The 18,593-nt window shown below is 58.6% G+C and carries 17 protein-coding genes; 16 read left to right on the top strand and 1 reads right to left on the bottom strand.

Annotated elements, in window-relative coordinates; all coding sequences use genetic code 11:
- The first annotated feature begins 37 nt into the window (after positions 1–37).
- Positions 38–682, top strand: coding sequence for a 50S ribosomal protein L25 (locus B0G52_RS25655; protein ID WP_094048599.1), 645 nt, complete (start codon positions 38–40; stop codon positions 680–682).
- Between the two features lie 97 nt (positions 683–779).
- Here B0G52_RS25655 and B0G52_RS25650 read toward each other — a convergent pair whose 3' ends face one another.
- Positions 780–974, bottom strand: coding sequence for a hypothetical protein (locus B0G52_RS25650; RefSeq protein WP_198960732.1), 195 nt, complete (start codon positions 972–974; stop codon positions 780–782).
- A 125-nt stretch (positions 975–1,099) separates the two neighbouring features.
- Here B0G52_RS25650 and pth point away from each other — a divergent pair, with 125 nt between their 5' ends.
- From pth to cbiQ, 15 genes are all read left to right on the top strand, one after another.
- Positions 1,100–1,666, top strand: coding sequence for an aminoacyl-tRNA hydrolase (gene pth / locus B0G52_RS25645; RefSeq protein WP_094048595.1), 567 nt, complete (start codon positions 1,100–1,102; stop codon positions 1,664–1,666).
- 101 nt (positions 1,667–1,767) lie between these two features.
- On the top strand, positions 1,768–1,998 hold the full coding sequence (gene fin, locus B0G52_RS25640; protein ID WP_094048593.1) for an anti-sigma-F factor Fin: 231 nt from the start codon (positions 1,768–1,770) through the stop codon (positions 1,996–1,998).
- 211 nt (positions 1,999–2,209) lie between these two features.
- On the top strand, positions 2,210–5,731 hold the full coding sequence (mfd, locus tag B0G52_RS25635; RefSeq protein WP_094048591.1) for a transcription-repair coupling factor: 3,522 nt from the start codon (positions 2,210–2,212) through the stop codon (positions 5,729–5,731).
- Positions 5,718–6,806: a peptidylprolyl isomerase gene (locus tag B0G52_RS25630; protein WP_158223866.1), complete on the top strand. Its 1,089-nt coding sequence runs from the start codon at positions 5,718–5,720 to the stop codon at positions 6,804–6,806. The genes mfd and B0G52_RS25630 overlap by 14 nt, the downstream gene beginning before the upstream one ends.
- A gap of 233 nt (positions 6,807–7,039) precedes the next feature.
- Positions 7,040–7,828, top strand: coding sequence for a methionine ABC transporter ATP-binding protein (locus B0G52_RS25625; RefSeq protein ID WP_094048587.1), 789 nt, complete (start codon positions 7,040–7,042; stop codon positions 7,826–7,828).
- On the top strand, positions 7,825–8,493 hold the full coding sequence (locus tag B0G52_RS25620; RefSeq protein WP_094048585.1) for a methionine ABC transporter permease: 669 nt from the start codon (positions 7,825–7,827) through the stop codon (positions 8,491–8,493). The genes B0G52_RS25625 and B0G52_RS25620 overlap by 4 nt, the downstream gene beginning before the upstream one ends.
- Before the next feature lie 37 nt (positions 8,494–8,530).
- Entirely contained in the window at positions 8,531–9,388 is an 858-nt protein-coding gene (locus B0G52_RS25615) for a MetQ/NlpA family ABC transporter substrate-binding protein (RefSeq protein ID WP_094048583.1), read from the top strand.
- Positions 9,389–10,771: 1,383 nt separating this feature from the next.
- On the top strand, positions 10,772–12,040 hold the full coding sequence (gene urtA / locus B0G52_RS25610) for an urea ABC transporter substrate-binding protein (RefSeq protein WP_094048581.1): 1,269 nt from the start codon (positions 10,772–10,774) through the stop codon (positions 12,038–12,040).
- 99 nt (positions 12,041–12,139) lie between these two features.
- Positions 12,140–13,048, top strand: a complete 909-nt coding sequence (gene urtB, locus B0G52_RS25605; protein ID WP_094048578.1) for an urea ABC transporter permease subunit UrtB — start codon at positions 12,140–12,142, stop codon at positions 13,046–13,048.
- 59 nt (positions 13,049–13,107) lie between these two features.
- Positions 13,108–14,202 carry an urea ABC transporter permease subunit UrtC gene (gene urtC / locus B0G52_RS25600; protein ID WP_094048759.1) on the top strand — a complete coding sequence of 365 codons (1,095 nt, stop codon included), beginning with the start codon at positions 13,108–13,110 and terminating at the stop codon, positions 14,200–14,202.
- Entirely contained in the window at positions 14,153–14,941 is a 789-nt protein-coding gene (gene urtD, locus B0G52_RS25595; protein ID WP_094048576.1) for an urea ABC transporter ATP-binding protein UrtD, read from the top strand. Before urtC ends, urtD begins: the two co-directional genes overlap by 50 nt.
- Positions 14,919–15,626 (top strand): urea ABC transporter ATP-binding subunit UrtE, encoded by a 708-nt coding sequence (gene urtE, locus B0G52_RS25590; protein WP_094048574.1) that lies wholly within the window; start codon positions 14,919–14,921, stop codon positions 15,624–15,626. Before urtD ends, urtE begins: the two co-directional genes overlap by 23 nt.
- An 88-nt stretch (positions 15,627–15,714) precedes the next feature.
- Positions 15,715–16,365: an energy-coupling factor ABC transporter permease gene (locus B0G52_RS25585; protein ID WP_094048572.1), complete on the top strand. Its 651-nt coding sequence runs from the start codon at positions 15,715–15,717 to the stop codon at positions 16,363–16,365.
- A complete protein-coding gene (locus B0G52_RS25580; RefSeq protein WP_233163048.1) occupies positions 16,362–16,751 on the top strand; it encodes a PDGLE domain-containing protein in 390 nt (129 codons plus the stop codon). The genes B0G52_RS25585 and B0G52_RS25580 overlap by 4 nt, the downstream gene beginning before the upstream one ends.
- Positions 16,748–18,532 carry a cobalt ECF transporter T component CbiQ gene (gene cbiQ, locus B0G52_RS25575; RefSeq protein WP_094048569.1) on the top strand — a complete coding sequence of 595 codons (1,785 nt, stop codon included), beginning with the start codon at positions 16,748–16,750 and terminating at the stop codon, positions 18,530–18,532. The genes B0G52_RS25580 and cbiQ overlap by 4 nt, the downstream gene beginning before the upstream one ends.
- Positions 18,533–18,593: the final 61 nt, after the last annotated feature.

The raw sequence follows: 18,593 nt of genomic DNA, 5'->3' as shown, positions 1-18,593 counted from the left end.
TACAACAAGGATATACCTAGCAGGGGAGGAATCCGATATGAGTGCCGCGCTTCAAGTTCAACTGCGCGAAGCTTCGACCAAAGGCGAGTTAAGGCGCATACGCGCTTCAGGAGGAGTTCCCGGAGTGGTGTACGGCAAAGGGCTGACGACTCCCTCCAAGATCGCGGTTGACGCGAAAGCCTTGGCGGACATGCTGAAGGGCAATCCGTACGCGGTCATCGACATGGATATTCCGGGAGCGGGCAAGCAGCCGGTGATGCTGTCGGAGCTGCAGAGAGACCCGATCTCCAGACAAGTGATGCATATCGATTTCCGCCGCATCGACATGAACGAGAAGATTACGACGTCGGCGCGCCTGGACTTCACCGGAGTATCGCCCGGAGAGAAGGAAGGCGGCATGCTGCAGCTCGTCCTTCACGAGATCGACATCGAATGTTATCCGAAGGATATTCCCGATGCTATCGCGGCGGATGTCGGCGGGCTTGGAATGGGCGAGCATCTGACGATCGGAGACTTGTCGCTGCCGTCCGGCGTGACGGCGACGCAGGACCCGGAGACGATTATCGTCGCCGTTCTGGCGCCGCAGAAGGAGCGTTCCGAGGAGGAAGTCGAGGCGCTTAACGACGAGGCCGAGGAAGATCGCAAGCATGCGGAAGCCGCGTTGGCGGTGGAGAAGGATTAAGTTCGGAGCGCACGCAAAAAAAGGCCTCGCTCTCGCGTCGCGGGAGCGGGGCCTTTTTGACGATCAAGGAAAGAATAGCCGACGGAACCGCGGCCGATCAATATCCGGGACGAGATACGAAGGTAAATTGCTTGCGGTTGTAGAAAATATTGTTGACCTGAACGAATTCTTTGCCATAATATTCGATGAAACCGATGTCGCTGTGCCGCCGTCCGCAATAGATCTGAACCGGAACCTGAGAAGACATGTGATCCAGGAAATGCTGATCGTCATAGATCATCTGCCCGTTCATGTACACGTCAATTCACCCCTCTCTCTGGAATCTGTAATGAATAGGACACGCGAGAAATTGCAATCGTTGCATCGGCTGTCGATTTTTTTGACGAAATTGTTCGGACTTGGAGGATGAATATCGTTATGCGTTGGATTGTCGGATTAGGAAATCCCGGAGCCGCTTACGCGAATACGCGGCATAATGCCGGATTTATGGTCGTCGACGAGCTGGCCCGGAGACTGAACGCGGACGTCGGCACGCAGAAGTTCAGGGCTCTGGTGGGCGAGACGAGAGTCGGCGACGTGAAGGTCGCGCTCATCAAGCCGATGACCTATATGAATCTGTCGGGAGAGTCGTTAAGAGCCTTCATGGACTTCTACAAGGCGAAGCTGGAAGATCTGATCGTCGTCTACGACGACCTGGACACCGAAGTGGGCCGAATCCGGCTCAGGTATCAAGGCAGCCCCGGCGGACACAACGGGATCAAGTCGATCATTCAGCATGTGGGCACGCAGACGTTCAACCGGGTTCGAGTCGGCATTTCCAGACCGGAGCCGGGAATGGTCATCTCCGACTATGTGCTGTCGGGCTTCGCGAAGTCGGAGAAAGAAGCGCTGCAGCGTTCGGTTGAAGAGGCTTGCGACGCGATCGAATACGCTCTGGCGCATACGTTCGAACAGACGATGGCGAAATTCAACTCGAAAGGCTAAAGCGGATTTTATCTTGCCGAATCGTTAAAAATGGCTGCTTGCGGGAATACTGGATAGAGATGCGGAGGATGCCGCATATGCTCACTCCAGGAGGCATAGCTATGACTGTGAACTATATTTGCCGCCATTGCGGCATGTCGCTAGGAAGCTTCAATCATTCGGAGGTGGGCGAATACCGGCTGGGCCTGCAATTCTTGACCCCCGAAGAGCGAAAGCGTATAATAGCGTATAATTCCAACGGGGACGTGACCGTACGGGTAATCTGCGATTATTGCAGCCAGACGCTGGATGCGAATCCCGAGCTTGCGCTGCTGTCCAATCCGTTGCAATAAGCGCCGAAAGCATCACGTTCCGACATCCTCTAGGAGTCCTTGGCATGTGCCGGGGCTTTTTTCTTGATTTCCTAGGCGCGATTTGAGGCAGGCAGTATATTATTCATTTGGCTTCGACGATCGAGCGCAGTTAACCGGGGCGCGCAGCAGCGCTTCGGAGAGACGGGGGCGCGTCGGTCGTGGAAGGTTGGTTTCGGAGAGGGGAAATGCCATGAAGCCGTTAATCCAATCGCTCGTTAAGGATCCCGATCTCATCAGCGTCATTCAAGGACTGAAAAGCGGAATGCGGGAGCAGCTCGTCGCGGGCTTATCCGGTTCCGCCAGGCAGGCGGCGATCGCCGGCATGTATCGGGAGTTGGAGCGGCCGATTCTTATCGTTACGCACAATATGTTCTCGGCGCAGAAAATCGCGGACGACCTGCAGGAGTGTCTATCGTCGGACGAGGTGCTGCTGTATCCCGCCAACGAGCTGATCGCCGCGGAGACCGCAATCTCAAGCCCGGAGACGTCCGCGCGGCGGCTGGACGCCGTACTCAAGCTCGCGGATGGCTTCCGCGGCGTTATTGTCGTGCCGTTCGCGGGGGTTCGGAGATTCCTCCCGGACCGCCAGACGATGTCGGAGGCGCACATCGTGCTGCGCGTTGGAGAGAATCTGCCGATGGAGCAGTTTCTGCGCAGAATGGTCGAGCTCGGCTATGAGAGAGTCGACCGGGTCGAACAGAAAGGCCATATGAGCGTGCGCGGAGGCATCGTCGACTTCTTCCCGCTCGCTTCCGCGCTCGCTTATCGCGTCGAATGGTTCGACGACGAGATCGATTCCATCCGTACGTTCGATCCGGCCGATCAGCGTTCGATCGACAAGGTGGAGACGTATACCGTGCAGCCGAGCCGGGAATGGATCGCCGTAGAGAGGAGATTCCAGAACGCGGCCCAGCATGCCCGGGACCTTCTCGACAAGCAATTGGAGAGAATGACCGACCGGCAGGCCAAGGAGCGGCTGAGCTCCGAGATTTCCCGGGAAATTGAGCTTTTGCGACAAAATGTGTATTTTCCCGAGATTTACAAATATATTTCTCTGCTCTATCCGGAACGCCAGACGCTGCTAGACTATATGCCGAAAGATACGATCCTGCTGATGGACGAACCGAACAGGCTCGGAGAAACGGCGCGCCAACTGGAACGCGACGAGTCGGAGTGGACGACCCATCTTCTCCAGCAGGGCAAGTCGCTTCCGGGTTACGTGCTGGCCGTATCGGCGGAGCAGGCGCTCTATCCGAAAGGGTTCCAGACCGTCTACCTGTCGCTCTTCGTCCGGCAAATTCCGCATACGCAGCCGCAAAATATTATCAACTTCGTCTGCCGCTCGATGCAGAACTTCCACGGTCAGATGAACGTGTTGAAGGCCGAGACCGAGCGCTGGCGCAAGAGCGGCATCCGAATTTTGATGCTCGCGGGCAACGCGGAGCGGGCCGATCGGATGAGGCGGGTGCTTGAAGACTATCAGATCGAGCCTCCGGAGATTTTGCAGGGCAACTTGCAAAGCGGCTTCGAGCTGCCTTCAATCAAGCTGGTCGTCATTACCGAAGGCGAAATGTTCACGCAGAAGCAGCGCAAGGCCAGAAGAGTCGACCGTCATCTGGACAACGCCGAGCGTCTTAAGAGCTACACCGAGCTGAGGGTGGGCGACTATGTCGTGCACCAGAATCACGGCATCGGCAAGTATCTCGGCATCGGAACGCTTGAGGTCGCCGGCATTCACAAAGATTATCTTCACATCGTATACGCGGGAGGGGATCGTCTCTCCGTACCGGTAGAGCAATTCGATCTGATCCAGAAATACGTCGGCAACGAGGAGAAGGAGCCGAAGATCAGCAAGCTCGGCGGCGCGGAGTGGAACCGGGCCAAGTCGAAGGTCCGCTCTTCCGTGCAGGATATCGCGGACGATCTGATCAAGCTCTATGCGGAGCGGCAGGCGACGACCGGCTTCGGCTTCGGCGACGATACGCCGTATCAGCAGGAATTCGAAGAGATGTTCCCGTACGAAGAGACGACGGACCAGCTGAGGGCGATCCAGGAGATCAAGAAGGATATGCAGACCCCGCGCCCGATGGACCGCCTGCTGTGCGGAGACGTCGGCTACGGCAAGACCGAGGTGGCGATCCGGGCCGCGTTCAAGGCTGCGATCGAGGGCAAGCAGGTAGCCGTGCTCGTGCCGACGACGATTCTGGCGCAGCAGCACTTCGAGACTTTCCGGGAGAGGTTCTCCGGCTATCCGTTCAACATCAAGGTGCTGAGCCGGTTCCGGAGCCGCAAGGAGCAGACGGAGACGATCAAAGGGTTGAAGGCAGGCACCGTCGACGTCGTCATCGGAACGCACCGGATTTTGTCCCAGGACATCGTGTTCAAGGATCTCGGACTGCTCATCGTCGACGAAGAGCAGCGCTTCGGCGTGACGCATAAGGAGAAGCTCAAGAAGCTCAAGACGAACGTGGACGTGCTGACGCTGACGGCAACGCCGATTCCCCGCACGCTCCATATGTCGATGCTGGGCGTGCGAGACCTGTCGGTCATCGAGACGCCGCCGGAGAACCGGTTCCCCGTGCAGACTTACGTCGTCGAATACAGCGCGACGCTCGTTCGCGAGGCGATCGAACGCGAGTTGGCCCGCGACGGACAGGTTTATTATCTGTTCAACCGGGTGCAGGGAATTTACCAGACGGCGGAGCAGATCAGCGCGCTCGTGCCCGACGCCAGAATCGCCGTGGCGCACGGCCAGATGTCGGAGCAAGAGCTGGAGAGGACGATTCTGGACTTCCTGGACGGAGAATACGACGTGCTCGTCAGCACGAGCATTATCGAGACCGGAGTCGACATTCCGAACGTCAATACGCTGATCGTGCACGATGCGGACAAAATGGGCCTGTCGCAGCTCTACCAGCTGCGCGGACGCGTGGGACGCTCGAATCGGATCGCTTACGCCTACTTCACCTATCAACGGGACAAAGTGTTGACCGAAGTGGCGGAGAAGCGTCTGCAATCGATCAAGGAATTCACGGAATTGGGATCGGGCTTCAAGATCGCCATGCGGGATCTGTCCATCCGCGGAGCGGGCAATCTGCTCGGCGCGGAGCAGCACGGATTTATCGCGTCGGTCGGCTTCGACCTGTATTCCCAGATGCTGGCGGAAGAGATTCAGAGCCGCAAGCTGCAATTGGGCGGGGACGTCGCCCCTCCGCTGCCGGTGAACACGCAGCTCGACTTGGGCGTAGACGCTTATCTGCCTCCGGAATACATTTACGACAGCATTCAGAAAATCGAAATCTACAAGAAGGTGGCCGCTGCCGCCTCGTTGGACGACGTCGAAGATTTGTTCGAGGAACTCATCGACCGTTTCGGAGAGCCGCCTAAAGCGGTGCTTAATCTGATGGCGGTCGCCAGGCTGAAGGTATATGGGCGCAAATACGGCATCGAGTCGATCGTTCGCAGGGCCGACGACGTGACGTTGAAGCTGGAACAGCGCCGTCGCGCGGATATCGACGAGAAGAAGCTGAAGGCGCTGGAGGCGAAATTCCAAGGCCGGATGGCGTCCGCTCTGGGCGATCAACAGCCGCTGATCCGCTTCAAGGCACGAGGGTTGGATGAGAACGCTTTATTGGCGCTCTTGGAGGATTTTCTGGTACAATACAAAGAAGCGACAAAATCGAAGGGGGAACTACAGGATGTTGCACCATAGAAGCATGCCGTATCGTCGGCTCGCTTTGTTAACGCTGGCGGCGGTCATGCTGGTCGCACTGATGTCCGCGTGCGGCAAGAAGGAGAAAGATACCGTAATTGCTACCTACAATAACGGGGGACAGGTAACGGATAAAGAGTTCGAGAAGTATATCGCTTACCAGATCTTGAGCGGCAACAGCCAGATCGCCATGTACGCGTCCATCCCGCAAATCAAGGAGCAGCTGGTGAAGCAGTACATCGCGGCCAAGGTGCTCGGCGACCAAATCTCCGCTGAGGAGAAGGACAAGGTCAAGAAGGACTCCAAGACGTTCAAGGAGAACGTGGAGAAGGCGCGCAACACGCAGCCGGATTTCAAGCAGCAGCTGAAGGATAACGACCTTAGCGTGGCCGACATGGTCGCTTTCTACGAAGAGACGCTTAAATTCCAATCTTACTATTCCTCCAAGGGCGAGGAATTCAAAACTCAGGTAACGGACGAAGAGATCAAGGCGGAGTTCGACAAAGCTCCGTCCGACTATAACGTCGTCACGGTCCGCCATATTCTGATCGGAACGAACGATCCCAACACGGGAGCCGAGCTGAAGTCGGAAGAAGAGGCGCTCAAGATGGCTGAAGAAGTGAAGGCGAAGCTCGAAGCCGGAGGAGACTGGGAAGCTCTGGCCAAGGAGTATTCCACGGATGACGGATCGAAGAACAACGGAGGCTTGTACGAGAAGCAAGTCGCCGGAGGCTGGGTCGCGGAGTTCAAGGAAGCGGCCAACACGCAGCCGGTCGGCGAGATCGGCGAGCCGGTCCTGACACAATTCGGCTATCACGTCATCAAGGTCGAGAGCCGCGAGGAAGCGACTTCCGCGGACAAGCTGTCCGAGGAGTCGAAGGAATCGATCAGCATGCAATTGGCTTCGACCAAGCTGAACGAATATATCGTCAGCGAACAGGACAAGCTGGGCATCGTCGTTACGCTGCCTCAGGAGCCTTCCGAATCGCCCAGCGCGTCGGAATCCCCGGCAGAATCGCCGGCTGAGTCTCCAAGCGAATCCCCGAGCGCGTCGCCGTCGGCGTCCGCTCAATAATCGACCGAAACATAAGGCGTTCGAATCGCCTGCCTGAGCGGCAGGAAGTTCGAACGTCTTTTTTTTCCAATAATTACAGTTGACAACTCGCGGTTTTTCTAATAAATTAAATAAAAACCAATTGATTTACTTGGAATTAAAGGGTTGACCAGTCAACTGGAAACCAAGCGATGCGGCGGAATCTCGTGATTCCGCGTGCGTTGGCTTGGTTTTTTTGTCGAGGAGTGAGGAGCATGATCGCGATAAGCAATCTCAGCAAGTCCTACAAAACCGCAAGCGGCGTGTTCAAAGCGTTGAACAAACTGGATCTGACGATCGAGAAGGGGGATATCTACGGGATTATCGGCTTCAGCGGCGCCGGTAAATCCACGTTGGTGCGCTGCATGAACCGTTTGGAGGAACCCGACGAAGGGGCGGTTGCGATCGGCGATACGGTCATTACGGAGCTGGAGGGCAAGCGCCTTCGCGAAGCCAGGCAGAAGATCGGCATGATCTTCCAGCAGTTCAACCTGCTCGACGGCAAAACGGTATTTCAGAACGTCGCTTTCCCCTTGAAGGTGGCCGGTCGGGATAAGGCGTTCATCCGCAAACGGGTGACAGAAGTGCTGGAGATGGTGCAGCTCTCCGACAAAGCCGGACACTATCCGTCTCAGCTCAGCGGAGGTCAGAAGCAGCGGGTGGGAATCGCCCGCGCGCTGGTGAACGAGCCGGATGTGCTGCTCTGCGACGAAGCTACCTCGGCTTTGGACCCGCAGACGACCTATTCGATTCTGGAGCTGCTCCAGTCGATCAACCAGCAGCTGGGTCTAACGGTCGTGCTGATTACGCACGAGCTCGAAGTGCTCCAGCACATTTGCAATAACGTCGCCGTCATCGAGCAGGGGGAGATCGTCGAGACCGGAACGGTCGATCAATTCTTTCTCAATCCTCAGAGCGACACAGCCCGCCGATTCGTTAACATTGTCGAACGCTATCGGCAGAAGCGGCAGCTCGCGGTGGAAGGGGTCGGAGCCGGCATATGAGAGACGACTTGTTCGAATTGCTGTGGGAGGGCTTGCGAGAAACGCTGTACATGCTCGTCTGGTCGTCGTTTTTCGCCATTCTGCTCGGGATGCTGCTGGGGATTACGCTGGTGGCGACCGAGAAGGGCGGCGTTCTGGAAAATCGTCCGATCCACAAGGTCGTCAGCCTGGCGATCAATGGCGTCCGTTCTCTGCCGTTTATTATTCTGATCGTTCTGCTGATCCCGGTGGCGAGATGGGTTGTCGGAACGTCTCTGGGACCGACGGCCGCGGTCGTGTCGCTGTCGATCGGAGCCGCGCCGTTCCTGGGAAGGATCGTGGAGAGCGCGCTCAAGGAAGTGGCGCCTGGTAAAGTGGAAGCGGCCAAGTCGTTCGGCGCCTCGCCGCTGGACATCCTCTTCCGCGTGCTGATTCCCGAAGCGCTGCCGGCTCTGGTGCGGAGCTTGACGATCGCGGTCATTGCGATCACCGAGCTGACGGCCGTCGCCGGAGCGATCGGAGCGGGAGGGCTCGGCAGCTTGGCCATTCGGTTCGGTTACCAGAGGTTCCGGGAAGATATTTTATTCGCTACCGTCATCGTCATTATTTTGCTCGTTCAGGTCCTTCAGTGGACCGGAGATTCGATCGCCCGATCGATCAACAGAAGGCGATACAAGCCGGAGTAACAAGGTCAATACAAATATAAATCAGGAGTGAAGGGTTATGTCTAAGAAGAAAAATTGGGTCGTTCTTATTTCGATGTTAGTGCTGGCAAGCGCGGTTCTGGCGGGCTGCGGCTCGAAAAACAACAACGGGGGCAGCGCATCTCCATCCGCTTCGCAGTCTTCGTCCGGGGCGTCCGAATTGACGCTGAAGGTCGGAGCTGCAGCCGTTCCCCACGCCGTCATTTTGAACTTCGTCAAGCCCGCTCTGAAGGAGCAAGGCGTTAACCTGGACGTCGTCGTATTCGACGACGAAGGACAGCTGAATCCGGCGCTGCACGACAAGCAGATCGACGCCAACTACTTCCAGCACGTTCCTTACCTGGATTCCATAAAAGGCGAGAAGGGCTACGACTTTGCCGTGACGACGAAGGTTCACGTAGAACCGATCGGGTTCTACTCTAACAAGCTGAAGTCTAAGGACGAGATCGGCGAAGGGGCGACAATCGGAATTCCGAACAATCCGTCGAACGAATATCGTGCGCTCGTGCTGCTTGAGCGCCAGGGTCTCATCAAGCTGAAGGAAGGAATCACGACTTACGAAGCGACTCCGAAGGATATCGTCGACAACCCGAAAAACCTGAAGTTCATCGAAGCCGATTCCGCGACGCTTCCGCGCTCCTTGCCGGATCTGGACGGAGCGATCATCAATACGAATCTGGTGTTGGAGGCGAAGATCGATCCGAACTCCGCTCTGTTCCGCGAGGACGCCAACTCTCCGTACGCGAACATCATCGTCGTTCGCTCGGGCGACGAGAACAACGAAGCGGTGAAGAAGCTCGACGCTGCGCTGACCACGCCGGAAGTGAAAAAATTCATTGAAGATACTTACGGGGTTGCGGTCGTTCCGGCATTCTAAACCTATCAAATGATCCCTTCATTAACATGGGAATATATCTCCTTACGCTGCTGATACGATCATGAAATCACGATTTGATTAATCCGTAACAGGGTAATTTCATGACCGTATGAGGCAGGCGCTTCGCTCTACAGGAGATATGTTCCCATTCTTTTTATGGATCATCTTTGTTGACCAGACTTATGGGACAGCTCTTACACCACCCCTTCGCCGCCCCGCCATTTGCACGCTTGAGTCCGACCAGCTCGGGTTGCAGCCTCCCCAGCCTCCGTTCGCGCGCTCTAACCCGACGTACACGGGTTGCAGCTTCTCCAGCCTCCGTTCGAACGCTCTAACCCGACGCAAGCGGGTAGCAGCCTCCCCAGCCTCCGTTCACGCGCTCTAACCCGCCGCAAACGGGTTGCAGCCTCCCCAGCCTCCGTTCACGCGCTCTAACCCGACGTACACGGGTTGCAGCCTCCCCATCCTCCGTTCACACACTCTAACCCGACGCAAGCGGGTAGCAGCACCGCCATCCTCCGTTCACACGCTCTAACCCGACGTACACGGGTTGCAGCTTCTCCATCCTCCGTTCACACACTCTAACCTGACGCGCCCGGGTAGCAGCACCGCCGGCCTCCGTTCACACACTCTAACCTGACGCGCCCGGGTAGCAGCACCGCCGGCCTCTGTTCACACGCTCTAACCCGACGCATGGGGGGAGCAGCTTCGCCATCCTCCGTTCGCGCGCTCTAACCCGACGTACACGGGTTGCAGCTTCTCCAGCCTCCGTTTGAACGCTCTAACCCGACGCGCACGGGTTGCAGCTTCTCCAGCCTCCGTTCGAACGCTCTAACCCGACGCAAGCGGGTTGCAGCCTCCCCAGCCTCCGTTCGAACGCTCTAACCCGACGCATGGGGGTAGCAGCACCGCCAGCCTCCGTTCATGCGCTCTAACCCGACGTACACGGGTTGCAGCTTCTCCAGCCTCCGTTTGAACGCTCTAACCCGACGTACACGGGTAGCAGCACCGCCGGCCTCCGTTCGCGCGCTCTAACCCGACGTACACGGGTTACAGCTTCTCCAGCCTCCGTTTGAACGCTCTAACCCGACGTACACGGGTTGCAGCTTCTCCAGCCTCCGTTCGAACGCTCTAACCCGACGCAAGCGGGTTGCAGCCTCCCCAGCCTCCCGCTGCCCTTTGCGTGATATTTAGGTAATAATACATAACATTAATATAGCAAAAACACATCTAAAGATTCGAATTTCAGTAATTTATGTAAGTTATATTGACATAAAAACTAACATAACCATATAATGTCACTAACGAACGACCGGGTCGTAACAAGACCTGAACGTTCGTAAATAGAGAGAAACCAAAAACAAAGGATTGGGGAGTGGAAGGATGAGGAAAGTCGGCTGGTTAAAAGGTTTTGCAATGGTGTTGGCGGCAAGCTTGGTGTTGGCGGGCTGCGGGGGCGACAAGAACAACGAAGCGGGAGGCGCCTCTGCCACAGGTTCGCCGTCCGCATCGGCGTCCGGAGCGGCGGCGAGCGGAGACAAAATCAAGGTAGGCATCCTGCATTCCTTGAGCGGAACGATGTCCATCTCCGAAGTAACCGTGAAAAACTCGGAGCTGATGGCGATCAAGGAGATCAACGCCAAAGGCGGCGTGCTCGGCAAGCAGATCGAAGCGGTCGTGGAAGACGGCGCATCGGACTGGCCGACGTTCGCCGAGAAAGCCCGCAAGCTGCTGTCGGAAGACAAAGTCGCAACCGTGTTCGGCGGCTGGACGTCCGCGAGCCGGAAAGCGATGCTTCCCGTATTCGAAGAGCTGAACGGCCTGTTATGGTATCCCGTTCAGTACGAAGGCATGGAATCTTCCCCCAACATTTTCTACACGGGCGCAACCACGAACCAGCAGATCGTTCCTTCCATCGATTTCTTGCTTGAGCAAGGCAAGAAGAAAGTGTTTCTGCTCGGCTCCGACTACGTATTCCCGCGGACCGCCAACAAGATCATCAAGGCGCAGCTCGCCGCAAACGGCGGAGAGACCGTCGCCGAAGAATATACGCCGCTCGGACATACGGACTACACGACGATTATCGCCAAGATCAAGGAAGCGAATCCGGATGTCGTCTACAACACGCTGAACGGAGACAGCAACGTCGCGTTCTTCAAGCAGCTGAAGGATGCGGGCATTACTTCCGCCGACCTGATGACGGTCTCGGTATCCATCGCGGAAGAAGAAGTGAAAGGGATCGGAGCGGAATACTTAACCGGACATCTGGTCGCTTGGGACTACTTCCAGACGACGGATACGCCGGAGAACAAAGTGTTCGTCGAAAGCTTCAAGAAGGAATACGGCGAGGACAGCGTGACCAGCGATCCGATGGAAGCCGGTTACGTCGCAGTCTATCTGTGGGCGGCCGCGGTCGAGAAGGCGGGCTCGTTCGAAGTCGACAAGGTGAAGGAAGCGGCCAAGGGCATCGAGTTCAACGCTCCCGAGGGCAAGGTCACGATCGACGGCGACAACCAGCATATTTACAAAACCGTTCGCATCGGGGAGATCAAGGAAGACGGCCAGATCGTGGAGCTGTGGAATTCCGGCGGTCCCGTCAAGCCGGACCCGTATCTGACCACTTACGAATGGGCGAAGGGCTTGAGCGAATAACGACGCTGCAGTCGCGGTCTCAGCTGGGGAAGTGTCCGGTGCAAGCCGGAGCTTCCCCTCGCTTGTCCATGCGGCTAGTGGGAGACGGGGGTTACGAGGATGGAAATCTGGATTTCGCAGCTGTTTAACGGGCTTAGCGTCAGCTCGATTCTGCTGCTCATCGCTCTCGGTCTGGCCGTTACGTTCGGTTTGATGAGAGTCATCAACATGGCGCATGGGGAATTCATCATGATCGGCGCCTACGGGGCGTATATGACGCAGCAAATTTTCAAATCGGCATTGCCCAAAAGTCTGTTCGACGCTTATTTCCCGGTGGCTCTTCTCGCCAGCTTCGTCTTGGCTTTCGCGATCGGCTATCTGCTCGAAGTGACGCTGATCCGTTTCCTGTACGGTCGGCCGCTCGACAGTCTGCTCGCCACCTGGGGCGTCGGATTGATGCTGCAGCAGCTGGCGCGGACGATCTTCGGCGCGCCCAACGTGGCGGTGTCGAGTCCGACTTGGCTGGACGGAGGCTGGGCGCTTATGCCGGGCGTCGTACTGCCCTACAAGCGATTGTTCATCATCGCGCTGGTCGCGTTCTGCTTGTTCGCGATGTACTTGTATATTTACCGCAGCAACGCCGGGCGGCGGATGCGGGCAGTCATGCAGAACCGCGACATGGCAGCCTGCCTCGGCATCTCGACGAGGCGAGTAGACGCGTTCACGTTCGCGATCGGCTCCGGCATTGCCGGCATTGCCGGCTGCGCGCTGACGCTGATCGGGCCGATCGGCCCTTCGATCGGCACGTACTATATCGTCGACGCGTTCATGGTCGTCGTGCTCGGCGGAGTCGGCAAGCTGGTCGGCACGGTCGCGGGAGCGCTCGGCATCGGAGTGTTCAATACGCTGTTCGAATGGTGGACGGACGCTTCTCTGGGCAAGGTGCTCGTGTTCCTCTGCATCGTCGCATTCCTGCAATGGAAGCCGATGGGGATGTTCGCGGTCCGATCCCGCTCGTTGGACGGTTGAGCCGTTCCGCCGTCCCGCAACAACGAACTCGCGCAATGGAGGTGATCGCGGTGCAATGGATGTCCCGCCTGCCGCGCCGGGCTTGGCTGCTGATCGGCTATGCGGCCGCTGCCGCCGCCCTGTTCTCGGCGCCGCTTTATTTGAACGATTTTCGATTGAATCTGCTTGCGAAATGTCTGGCGTTCGCGATCGTCGCGCTCGGACTCGATCTGCTGTGGGGCTACACGGGTATTCTGAGCTTGGGCCACGGCGTGTTCTTCGGACTGGGAGCCTACGCGATGGCGATGCACTTGAAGCTGGCCGCTGGAGGATCGCGCATCCCCGACTTCATGGGCTGGATGGGGCTGACGAAGCTTCCCTGGTTCTGGGAGCCGTTCAAGAGCTTCGCCTTCGCCGCCGCCATGGGTCTGATTCTTCCTTCGGCGCTGGCGCTGCTGCTCGGTTTCTTCACGTTCCGGAATCGGATTCGCGGCGTTTATTTTACGATTCTGACTCAGGCGCTCGTTATCATTACGGTTACATTGTTCGTCGGACAGCAGGCTTATACGGGAGGAACGAACGGTCTGACCGGGTATACGAAGCTGTTCGGCTACAGTCTGACGTCGGGCACGGCGAAAACGATGGCGTATCTGGCGACGGCGGCGGCGCTTCTCGCGGCGTTCGCGGTCTGCAGGCACTTGGTCAACAGCCGGTTCGGCAAAGTGCTTAGGGCGATCCGGGACGGGGAGAACCGGACGCGGTTTCTCGGTTACGATCCGGCTTACTACCAGATGGCGGTGTTTGCCGTGTCAGCGGGTCTCGCGGGACTGGCGGGCATGCTGTTCGTGCTCCACGTCGGCATTATCTCCCCGACGATGATGGCGATCGTGCCGTCGATCGAGCTCGTGCTGCTGGTGGCGATCGGGGGCCGGGGAACGCTGATCGGCGCCGTCATCGGAGCCATTCTCCTGACCCAGGCGAAAAGCCAGCTCAGCGCTTCTTATCCGGATTTCTGGCTGTTTCTGCTCGGGGCGTTGTTTATCGTCGTGACCGTGTTTATGCCCGGGGGCATTGTCGGATTGATCCGGCAAGCGCGCCAGGCCATTCTGAGGAGGCGGAGCGAAAATGAAATCACCCTCGATTCTATCGTGTCAAAAAGTAACGGTGTCGTTTGACGGGTTCAAGGCGGTGCAGGAGATGAGTCTGGAGCTGGCTTCGGGCGAGCTGAGATTCCTGATCGGTCCCAACGGGGCGGGCAAGACGACGATGCTGGACGCGATCTGCGGCAAGGTAAAGCCGGCCGGAGGCGTCGTGGAGTTCCACGGCCGCAAAGGCACGGTCGACGTCACAAGGCGCAAGGAGCACGAGATCGCGCAGCTCGGCATCGGACGGAAGTTCCAGACCCCTTCGATCTTCTCCGGCCTGACGGTCGAGGAGAACCTGGAAATCGCGATGGCGCAAAATCGCGGCGTATGGGCGACGCTGAGAGCGGCGATGACGAAGGCGGACCGTGAACGGGTGGATGCGGAATTGGAGCTGATCGGCCTCGAAGACAAGAAACGGCTGCGCGCCGGATTGCTGTCCCACGGAGAGAAGCAGTGGCTGGAGATCGGCATGATGCTGCTGCAAGAGCCGGAAATTTTGCTGCTCGACGAGCCGGTGGCGGGGATGACGGACAAGGAGACGGACAAAACCGGAGAGCTGCTGCGGGAAATCGTGCGCAAGCGCACGGTCGTCGTCGTGGAGCACGACATGGAGTTCGTGCGGAACTTCGCGAGCAAGGTGACCGTCATGCACGAGGGCAAGCTGCTGAAGGAGGGCTCGATGGACGAGGTGCAAAGAGACGACCGGGTCGCGGAAGTGTACCTGGGCAGGAAAAGGCGGGATTACGATGCTGTCGGTTCAACGGCTTGAAGCGGGTTACGGGGAAAGCGTCATTTTGCGGGACGTGTCGCTGAGGGTGGAGCCGGGCCAGGTCGTCTGTCTCATGGGGCGCAACGGTGTGGGCAAGTCGACGCTGGTGAAGAGCATTATGGGGCTGCTTAAAGCGAGAAAAGGCGAAATTTCGTTCAAGGGAGAGGTCGTGACGAAGCGTGCTCCCGGAGAACGGGCGAAGCGGGGCATCGGTTACGTTCCGCAGGGGCGCGAAATTTTTTCTCAGCTGACGGTGTACGAGAACTTGCGAATTGGCCTTGAAGCCCACCGGAGCTCCGCCAAGCGGCGCAGCAAGGATATTCCGACGGAGGCCGTCGAGAAGTTCCCGATCCTGCCGACGTTCTACAAGCGCCGAGGAGGGGACTTGAGCGGCGGTCAGCAGCAGCAGCTCGCGTTCGCGCGGGCGCTCATCGCGGAGCCGGACCTGCTCGTGCTCGATGAGCCGACGGAAGGCATTCAGCCGTCGATTGTGGACGACATCCAGGACGTTATCCGCTCGATCCGGGACGAAGGCAAGACCGCGATCCTGCTCGTGGAACAAAGTCTCGACTTCGTTCGCAGCGTGGGAGATTACTTTTACATTATGGAGAAAGGGTCGATCGTGTGGCAGGGCGGTCGCGAGGACCTGGACGATCCTGCCGTGATGAAGCACTTGACGATCTAGGGCGTGTACGCATACACGACCTAGCAGGAAAAAGGCAGGTCCCTGACAAATAATAACAACATACGAAATCGCAGAGGGGATAGAGAAAATGCACATACCGGACGGATTTCTGGACGCGAAAGCTTGCATTGCGACCGGCGCGCTCGGCGCGGGGGCGATCGCTTACGGGCTGAAGAAGACGAAAATGACGCTGGCACGGCCGGAGGTGCCGAAGATCGCGTTGATCGGGGCTTTCATCTTCGCGGCGCAGATGCTGAACTTCCCGGTGTCCGGAGCGACTTCGGGACACTTTCTCGGCGGGGCGCTCGCGTCGATTCTATTCGGGCCGGCGGTAGGCGTCGTCATTATGTCGGCGGTGCTGATCGTGCAGGCTCTGGTGTTCCAGGACGGGGGGTTAACCGTGCTGGGCGCGAATATTTTCTGTACCGGGGTCATCGGCTCTTACGTCGGATACGGCGTCTATCGGCTGGGCTTGACGCTGCTTCGCGGCAAGGCGACTAAGGTGGTCACGTTCCTGGCAGCCTGGTGCTCGATCGTAGCGGCTTCCTGCGCCGTCGCGGTGCTGCTGGCGTGGTCGGGTACGTTCCCGCTCAACGTCGCGCTGACGGCGATGGCCGGCTGGCATAGTTTGATCGGCATCGGAGAAGGTCTGGTCACCGCTCTGGTCGTCGCTTATTTGGCGGAGCGGAACGTGACGTTCGACTCGGCTTCTGCAAGCAAGGAGGCGTCGGCGGTATGAGCATGAGAGATCCCGTGAACGAAACAAAGGAAAGGTCGGCGGAGCGGGCCGATACGGGCGACGTGCGAGTGGAGGTGACCGGCAAGAAGCGCAAATGGCTGGTGATGGCCATCGTGACGCTGCTGGCTGCCGGAATCGTGTCTTACTTCGCATCTCCTCATCCGGACGGACTGGAGCGGGTCGCGGAGGATCACGGTTTTCTGGAGAAGGCGAACGAGCCTTCCTGGACGGCCTGGATTCCGGATTACGAGATCCCGGGCATCTCGTCGCCTATGCTGAAGGTCGGCTTGGCAGGCGTTATAGGAGCGGCGATCCTGTTCGGCGTGCTCTACGCGATCAGCAGGCCGTTGTCGGCGAAGCCAAGAGAAGAAGGCCGCCGCGAATGAGCAAGGCGATCGTTACGCTGCATGAACAGGAAGGGATTCATCCGCTGATCGCCAAGCCGTCCCATCGGCTGTGGACGGTCGCCGCGCTGCTGTGCGCGACGGTGGCGACAGGGAATCCCTATGTACTGGCGGCGGCCGGAGGCGTTCTTCTGCTCCTGCTGCTCTGGTGCGGAGTATCCATAAGATTGATTGTCGGTCGCATGCTGCTTCTGCTGCCTTTTGGCGCGGGGGCGGCGCTTTTTATTCCCTTTCATACCGAAGGGACCGCGGTTTGGACAGGGCTTGGATTCGTCGCTACGGAAGAAGGCGCGCTTAAGGCGGCCGTCATCCTTCTGAAGCTGGCCGTCGCCAATCTGCTGCTCACGTATTTGCTGGCCGTAACGCCTTTGTTCACGCTTCTGCGCAGCTTGCGCTCCGTCGGGGTGCCGGCCGTGCTGCTGGAGTTGATTTTGCTGATGGTGAGATACTTCTTTCTGCTTAAGGAAGAGGCGGCAAGCATGCTTAAGGCGCAGCGGGCGCGGGGAATGAGCTTCCGGGGCTGGCGCTGGGGGCCGCGAACTTACAAGCGGTTCGGCGAGCTGGCGGGCGTGCTGTTCCTGCGGGCGTACGAGCGGAGCAAAAGAATCTACATCGCCATGTCGGCCAGAGGCGGGCTGGAGGGGGAGAAGACGACGAATAAGGTGCGTTCCGGGAAAAGGACCGGGGGAGAAAGCGGAGAAATGCGCATAGAGGAGCGGTCCCGGAAAGAAGGAGAAAGGGCGCGCGCAGGGGAGCGATCCGGGGGAGAAAACGGGGAAGCGCGTACAGAGGAACGCCCGCGGGAAGAAGGAGAAAAGGTGCGCGCAGCAGAGACGGGAGAGGCGGCTGTCAGTGGGAGTAGGCGAGACGAAGGGGAATTGGCCGTAGAAGTCCGAGGCGTCAGCTTCTCTTATGGCAAGGTGAAGGCGCTCGGCGGCGTTTCCTTCGAGATTCCCGTCGGCTCCAAGGTTGCTCTGATGGGGCCGAACGGAGCGGGCAAGTCAACGCTGATCTCTCTGCTGAACGGCTTGGAGCTGTCCCAGGCAGGAGAGGTTCGGTTGTTCGGGGAGACGGTGAAGCGGGACAACGGAGAGCGGCTGCGGCGCAGAGTCGGCGTCGTGTATCAGGACCCGGACGATCAGATTTTCTCCTCGACGGTGGAGGAGGACATCGCGTTCGGCCCCCGCAACATGGGAGTGTCCGAAGAGGAGGCGGAGGAACGGGTCGAGACGGCGCTGGCCAGCGTCGGCATGGACGGCATGCGCAAGCGGTCTCCCTTCGAACTCAGCTACGGCCAGAAGAGACGGGTTGCCATTGCCGGCGTGCTGGCCATGAAGCCGGACCTGATCATTCTCGACGAGCCGATGTCCTTCCTCGATCCGAAAGGCCGGGACGAGCTTCAGGCGCTGCTGGAGAAGATGGTCTCGGCCGGAATGACGGTGATCGTGGCGACGCACGACGTCGATTTCGCGGCGGAATGGGCGGATCGCGTGCTGCTGCTCAAGGACGGCAGGCTGCTCGCTTCGGGCACGGTCGAGCTGCTGTTCGACGACGGGCTGATCGAGCAGGCGTCGCTGCATCTGCCGCGGCTAGCCAGGCCATTCCGCCTGTTGGACGGGGCGACCGACGCCAAGCCGCGCACGGTGAAGCAGGCCGCGCAGTCGATCTGGAAGCTGATCGCGAGAAGCTCTTCCGGCGGTTCCGGCGGCGGGGCGGTTGACCTGGAGGACTCGGTCGCCAAGTCGAGGCCGGGCGGCGGCTGAGCGCGCATGCTGAGTCGCAGATAAGTGGTGTGCCGGATCAAGACAGGATCAGGCGTCGGGA

This window comes from Cohnella sp. SGD-V74, from assembly GCF_003001675.1.
Taxonomy (GTDB): Bacteria; Bacillota; Bacilli; order Paenibacillales; family Paenibacillaceae; genus Cohnella.
This window is presented reverse-complemented; position numbering and strand designations above follow the sequence as displayed.

Coding starts and splice junctions, on each gene's coding strand:
- B0G52_RS25655 (WP_094048599.1), top strand. CDS start 38: ATGAGTGCCGCGCTTCAAGTTCAACTGCGCGAAGCTTCGACCAAAGGC.
- B0G52_RS25650 (WP_198960732.1), bottom strand. CDS start 974: ATGAACGGGCAGATGATCTATGACGATCAGCATTTCCTGGATCACATG.
- pth (WP_094048595.1), top strand. CDS start 1,100: ATGCGTTGGATTGTCGGATTAGGAAATCCCGGAGCCGCTTACGCGAAT.
- fin (WP_094048593.1), top strand. CDS start 1,768: ATGACTGTGAACTATATTTGCCGCCATTGCGGCATGTCGCTAGGAAGC.
- mfd (WP_094048591.1), top strand. CDS start 2,210: ATGAAGCCGTTAATCCAATCGCTCGTTAAGGATCCCGATCTCATCAGC.
- B0G52_RS25630 (WP_158223866.1), top strand. CDS start 5,718: ATGTTGCACCATAGAAGCATGCCGTATCGTCGGCTCGCTTTGTTAACG.
- B0G52_RS25625 (WP_094048587.1), top strand. CDS start 7,040: ATGATCGCGATAAGCAATCTCAGCAAGTCCTACAAAACCGCAAGCGGC.
- B0G52_RS25620 (WP_094048585.1), top strand. CDS start 7,825: ATGAGAGACGACTTGTTCGAATTGCTGTGGGAGGGCTTGCGAGAAACG.
- B0G52_RS25615 (WP_094048583.1), top strand. CDS start 8,531: ATGTCTAAGAAGAAAAATTGGGTCGTTCTTATTTCGATGTTAGTGCTG.
- urtA (WP_094048581.1), top strand. CDS start 10,772: ATGAGGAAAGTCGGCTGGTTAAAAGGTTTTGCAATGGTGTTGGCGGCA.
- urtB (WP_094048578.1), top strand. CDS start 12,140: ATGGAAATCTGGATTTCGCAGCTGTTTAACGGGCTTAGCGTCAGCTCG.
- urtC (WP_094048759.1), top strand. CDS start 13,108: ATGTCCCGCCTGCCGCGCCGGGCTTGGCTGCTGATCGGCTATGCGGCC.
- urtD (WP_094048576.1), top strand. CDS start 14,153: ATGAAATCACCCTCGATTCTATCGTGTCAAAAAGTAACGGTGTCGTTT.
- urtE (WP_094048574.1), top strand. CDS start 14,919: ATGCTGTCGGTTCAACGGCTTGAAGCGGGTTACGGGGAAAGCGTCATT.
- B0G52_RS25585 (WP_094048572.1), top strand. CDS start 15,715: ATGCACATACCGGACGGATTTCTGGACGCGAAAGCTTGCATTGCGACC.
- B0G52_RS25580 (WP_233163048.1), top strand. CDS start 16,362: ATGAGCATGAGAGATCCCGTGAACGAAACAAAGGAAAGGTCGGCGGAG.
- cbiQ (WP_094048569.1), top strand. CDS start 16,748: ATGAGCAAGGCGATCGTTACGCTGCATGAACAGGAAGGGATTCATCCG.